This window comes from Streptomyces sp. NPDC001568, from assembly GCF_042893755.1.
In the GTDB taxonomy this organism is placed as follows: domain Bacteria; phylum Actinomycetota; class Actinomycetes; order Streptomycetales; family Streptomycetaceae; genus Streptomyces.
This window is the reverse complement of the sequence record NZ_JBIAVF010000048.1, coordinates 1-5,607: the sequence shown is the minus strand read 5'-3', so window position 1 is coordinate 5,607 and position 5,607 is coordinate 1. Positions and strand designations below refer to the sequence as shown.

The 5,607-nt window shown below is 68.9% G+C and carries 4 protein-coding genes; 2 read left to right on the top strand and 2 right to left on the bottom strand.

All coding sequences use genetic code 11. From position 1 onward, the window contains the following. Positions 1–331: 331 nt before the first annotated feature. Positions 332–2,548: a telomere-associated protein Tap gene (tap, locus tag ACFY0I_RS39830; protein ID WP_388904718.1), complete on the top strand. Its 2,217-nt coding sequence runs from the start codon at positions 332–334 to the stop codon at positions 2,546–2,548. Between the two features lie 3 nt (positions 2,549–2,551). Beyond that, complete coding sequence (gene tpg / locus ACFY0I_RS39825; RefSeq protein ID WP_388904717.1) at positions 2,552–3,109, top strand: telomere-protecting terminal protein Tpg; 558 nt, start codon at positions 2,552–2,554, stop codon at positions 3,107–3,109. A 112-nt stretch (positions 3,110–3,221) separates the two neighbouring features. Here tpg and ACFY0I_RS39820 read toward each other — a convergent pair whose 3' ends face one another. Both ACFY0I_RS39820 and ACFY0I_RS39815 read right to left on the bottom strand, forming a co-directional pair. Further along, complete coding sequence (locus ACFY0I_RS39820) at positions 3,222–3,695, bottom strand: MarR family transcriptional regulator (protein ID WP_281208294.1); 474 nt, start codon at positions 3,693–3,695, stop codon at positions 3,222–3,224. Further along, positions 3,692–4,408 carry a hypothetical protein gene (locus tag ACFY0I_RS39815; protein WP_362884685.1) on the bottom strand — a complete coding sequence of 239 codons (717 nt, stop codon included), beginning with the start codon at positions 4,406–4,408 and terminating at the stop codon, positions 3,692–3,694. The genes ACFY0I_RS39820 and ACFY0I_RS39815 overlap by 4 nt, the downstream gene beginning before the upstream one ends. Positions 4,409–5,607: the final 1,199 nt, after the last annotated feature.

Below are 5,607 nucleotides of genomic sequence, written 5' to 3'. Positions count from 1 at the left end.
TCTCCCACACCCACGACACCCCACTCGTCTACCACAACCGCAACTACACCCAACCCGCCCACACCAAAACCCTCGCCACCACCCCCTCATAAAGGCCCTGCCTGATCACTTCGGTGCCGGCCCCCTCCACTCGGGTCGCCGTCGCGACCACAGCTCGCTCGGGGTGTTAACGGCGTTAACGCCGTTAACACCCCGAGGCCGACCCGACCGGCGTACCTCCCGACCGTTAACGGCGTTAACGCCGTTAACGCCCCCACCACTCCGACGTGCGGTTCATGTGCGTTCTGAGGTGCGTTTAACATGGCTGCACCCGGAGGTACCGATGAACGACATGAACGAACAGACTGCCCTCTTCGCAGCGGTCGACGCCCTGCTCGAAGAAGCGGCGGCGCAGGACGGGCTTCCCCACCCCGACGAACGCAAGCGGCTGCGCGAAGCGGCCGGCCTCAGCCAGGAACAGATCGCGAAGGCCCTATCGGTCCGCCGCGAAACCATCACCTCCTGGGAGACCGGCCGCACCGCCCCCCGTCCTCCGAAGCGCGCTGCCTACGCCCGCCTCCTGGAAGGCCTCGCCGCCCTCCACCCCGTTAACGCCGTTAACGCCCCCACCGAGCCGGCACCCGCACCCCCACCCGTTAACGCCGTTAACGCCCCCATCCCCGCCGAGCCGGTGCCGGCACCGGCACCCGTTAACGCCGTTAACGCCGTTAACGCCGAGGCTCCCGCCCCACAGCCTCCGACCGCCGCTGCACCCTCCCCTCAAGCAGCCACCCCTCAAGCAGCCACCCCCCACGGGACACCCCTTCAGGACACGGCCTCCGCGGGAAGGGCGCCCCGCCGCGCCCCCACCACCGGTAAGCCCCGCGCCCCCCTCCCCGTCGAAGGCCACGGCCCCCTCGCCGTCCTCGACGGCACCGGCCAGGCCCACGCCACCGGCGGCCTCGTCCTCCCCCACCCCACCACCGGGCTGCCCGACCTCATCACCTGGGCCCTCGGCCCCGACGCCGACCTCCGCGCACCCCGCCTCCACCGCAACGGCAAGGACGGCGATCCCCTCCTCGTCCTCACCGCCGCCGCCACCGAGGCCCTCGGTCTCCCCCTCACCCTCGAAGACCGCCGCGCCCTGCGCCTGCCCGACAACCACCCCGTCGTGAAGCAACTCGCGAAGGCCAAATGGCAGCTCACCCGCCGAGGCTTCGGCCCCTGGCCCCGCATCTACCGCCCCGCCACCCCCGGCACCGGCCGCCAGTGCGTACAGCTCGCGGTCCTCCCCTGGGGCGCCCTCGACGCCCGCGCCTGGGGCGAGGACACCGCGGAACTCCCCGCGCCCGAACTCGCCGAGCTGCTCACCACCTACGCAGCGCGCGTCCTCACCCCCCGCGGCTCGACCGCCGTCACGGGCCTGGAACTGATGACGGCCCTGCGCCCGCCCACCCGGGCCGCCCGCGACCAGGCGACCAACACCTGGGTCTCCGCCCCCGTCGCCGGCTCCCTGACCCGCCCCGTCGACCCGGCCCCGCCGGAAGCCCCCGACGAGCACCCCGTGGTCGCCGCGCTGTACCCCCGCGCCCACCAACGCACCCCCGACGAGGTCCTCGACGAGGAGGCCTACGACTGGATCCGCGACCCTGAGCTCCTCACCGACACCGAGTGCGCCCGCACCCACGCCGTCGGCATCGACGTGAACATGGCCTTCGCCGCAGCCGCGAACCGCCTCCCGGTCGGCCTCGGCCCGGCGACCCACACCACCACCCCCCGCTTCGACCCCAAGACCCCCGGCTGCTGGCTGGCGGACCTGTCGTCGTTCCGACTCGACCCCCGCCTCCCCAGCCCCTTCACCCCCCACGGCACCACCCCCACCGGCCCCGCCTGGTACGCGACCCCGACCCTCGCCTACGCCCAGGAGCTCGGCCTCGACGTCCGCCCCACCGAGGCCTGGATCCGCCCGGACAGCGGCCCGTACCTCGACGCCTGGTACACCCGGCTCCGCGACGCCTACCTGGCGACCATGGCCGACCTGGGCGTCACCCCGGCCCTCACCGAGGCGGAGTTCCTCGAAGCCATGACCACGTACAAGGAGCACTCGAACACCTCCACCGCCGTCCTGTCGGCCATCAAGGCAACGGTGAAGGGCGGCATCGGCAAACTCCGCGAACGCCCCCAAGGCGCCGGCTACCGCCCGGGCGAATCATGGCCCGCCCTCGAACGCCCCACCTGGCGCCCCGACATCCGCGCCGCCGTGATCTCCACCGCCCGCGTCAACATGCACCGCAAGATGCAGAAGCTCGCCACCGCGGCGGACCTGTACCCCGTCGCCGTCCTCTCCGACTGCGCGGTCTACCTCTCCGACGGCCCCGGCCCCCTGGACTTCCTCCCCCACACCCCCGAGGGCAAGCCCGTCCCCGGCGGATTCCGCCTCGGCGTCAGCCCCGGCATGGTCAAGCACGAAGGCACCCAGCCCCTCCTGTGGGCCGTGCAAATGCTCGACGAAGGCCTCAACCCCGCCCGCCACATCAAGGGCCACGACGCAGCTGCAGACGGCGAGTAACCCATGCCCGACGACATCTCCGACAGCCTCACCAAGGCCGATGAGCCACACTTCACCCGCCCGATCCCCAAGTCCGCGGGCGCCCAGGTCCGCTTCCTGGTCAAGCAGCTCAAAACCACCAAGGCGGTGGCCGCGGCGCTCGGCATCTCCCAACGCACCGTCGAGCGCTACGTCAAGAACCAGATCAAGCAGCCGAAGCCCGAACTCGCCGCCCGCCTGGAGGCGGAGGTACGCCGCCGCTGGCAGCCCCTGGTCCGCAAGCGCGCCCGCGACCAGGCCGCACGGACCACCGGCCTCGTCATCGAGACGCGCGCCCGTTTCGGCTTCACCGCGGCCCCCGGCACCACCGACGACGGCCGCATGCGCCGCATCACCCAGCACCTCCCCCCGGAGTACGCGAGCCGCCTCTTCGCCGCCCAGGACGCCGGCGCCACGGAGGCCCAACTGCGCCACATCACGGCCGAAGCCCTCCAGGAGATCTACTTCAAGGACAACGGCGCCCGCGCCACGTCGCTCCTCGTCGAGTTCACCGACATCGACTACGTCGACTTCGCCTTCTGACGAAGCCCCACACGCCCCTCTCCGTCCCTAAAAACCCAGGAGGGCCCCGGGGTTATCCCGGGGCCCTCCAACGCGCCTGAGAGGGCCTCAGGCGCCCGCAACGACACCACTACTACCCCACGGCGTGCAACGTCCTCCGCCGCTTCGACTCCGCAGCCTTCTTCGCCGCCGCCTGCGCCGCCCGCTTCTTGCGCTGCTCGGCCAACTGATCCTGGTACGCCGCCACCGCCTCGTGGTAGCTGGCGACGTAACCGCGCGCGTCCAGGCGCTCCTCCGCCGGCATCTCGTTGACCGCGGCCACCGCGTCCTCGAACGAGTTGTACCCGGCCAGCATCGGATTGATCTGGTAGACCCCGTTCCTGACCTTCCGCACCAGCCTCGCGAGCTCCAGGCTCCGCAGCGCGGCGTTCACGCTCGGCCTGCTCAGCTCCAGCAGCCCCCCGATGGTGGCCTGATCGATGAGGATCCGCCCCCCGGGCTCGCTCAGCGAACGCAGCTTCAGCAGCACGCGGTACGCCGCAGGCGGAAGGTCGAGGTCGGAGAGAAGCCCGTCGGCGTTGACCGCAGCGAATCGCAAGGTGCTCACTGAGCTGTCCCTTCTTCCTTGCGCTGCACCCGGCTCAGCCGGCGCGCAGCGCGCTCTTTGGACCGTTCGGCCCGCAGTTCCTCGATTGCCTGCCGCATGTGGTCCAGCGACGGGAACCGCACCAGGTCGGGCAGGCTCGTATCGCTGCGAATCTGCGAGATGGTGCTGTGCTGCTCCACCTTCACGAACTCACCCGCCGTCTCCGTACCCGGGATGAACTCAGCCACCCGGTAACTGTAGGGCGGGTTGAACTGGTACACACCCCGCCGCACCTTGAAGACGATCCCATGAGACATCACGGTGTGCAGCGCCTCCGACGTCTTTGTCCGACTGACGTCAAGGATCGTAGCCATCTCCTCCTGGGTAAGTGGAATCCGCCCCCCCGCCCGCTGGCAAGCAATGAGCAGCAGGATCAGCCTCAACGGCAGCGCTTCACGGAAGTACTGCGCGATGACCAGGAAGAACTCCAGGCTGTCCATCGAAAACGCATTTGGCTGACTCTGCGTCCCGTAGAACTCCAGCGGCTTGCGCTCACCGTCCAGCGTGAGCTTCCGGCTCGGATACCGCTTGGCGAGACTGTCCAGGTCCTTGACCGGAGCCAGCGGCTGACTCCACGCCGAAATCGCGTCATCAACAGGGAGATCAGGACGCGGCGCGCGCGACGGACTCGGCCGGCGGCGCTGTGGCTCTGATGACACGAGGATGCTCTCCACTTCGTTGATCTGCAGAGAGAGTATGTCAACAAGGGTGACACTAATGTCACGCTCGTTGACGTTCGGCGTGTCTTGTGTCCCCCCAGGAGGGACACATCTCGGCCACGGCCCCCAACACCCCCCACGGGCCGTCCCCACCCAACCGAACCCTCCCCCGACCCAGTTCGAGGACACATCTCCAGAAGAACGTCAGCCTCCCTGACGTTTTAGCCCAAAAACCGTCAGCCTCGCTGACGTTTTGCCGTCGTTCTGTCCCCCCACCAGCGACACATCCCCCGAGTTATGTCCCTCCTGAGGGGACATAACTTTCCCCCCGCACCCCGCCTGACCTGCGCAAACGCATCTCCGTACCTTCTATAGGCCGTCCCCTACCGCGCTGCGCGCACTGAGCACCGTCCCAAACCCCACTACCCGGTACTTCCCTGACGACTCATCAGCTCAACGCTCCATCGACCAGCGCCGGACAGTCTGTCCATAACCACGCTGAATCTGACTGGTTCCTATCTCTATCCCCAGATCACTTTGAATCACCCCCACTCCAAGCGTTAACGCCGTTAACACCCCTCAACCCCACACCAAGAACCCTCCAAGCCCACCTCAAGCCCGCTTCCACTTCCCACCCAACCCACCTGACCTGCCCTTTCACCCCACTGGAGCCAGGCACAAAAGACCGGTCCATAAAGGCCCGCCCAAGCTCGGGCAGGGGCCCCTCCCTACTCCAGCACTCAGCACTACCCACAGAACCGAAAGCCCGCTGCTCCTGTAAACGCAACAAACGGGTCTCGCTCCTCAGTGAGCGCAACGAACTGGTCATCCTTGAGCACTGCGAACCGACCCGGCGTGGGGGAGCGGAGCGGACCCACGCCAACGGGCCGAAGGCCCGGACCCCGTGAAACGGGTTCACTCCAGCCCGCGAAAGGGGAGGTTCGGGCAGAGCCCGAACTCATCCGAAGCTAAGCGCAGCACCCCGGCCCAAAGGGCCGGCCTTGCAGTGAGCGCAGCGAACCGGGTTCTCTTCCTGAGCTCAACAGCGCTCAGGACCCAGCCCGAAGGGCTGGCTCTCCGGTGAGCGCAGCGAACCGGCTCTCTTCCTCAGCGCGCAGCGCTGAGGATCCAGGCCAAAGGCCTGGCTCTCCGGTGAGCGCAGCGAACCGGCGCCCCTTCCTCAGCGCGCAGCGCTGAGGGTCCCGCTCCGCGGG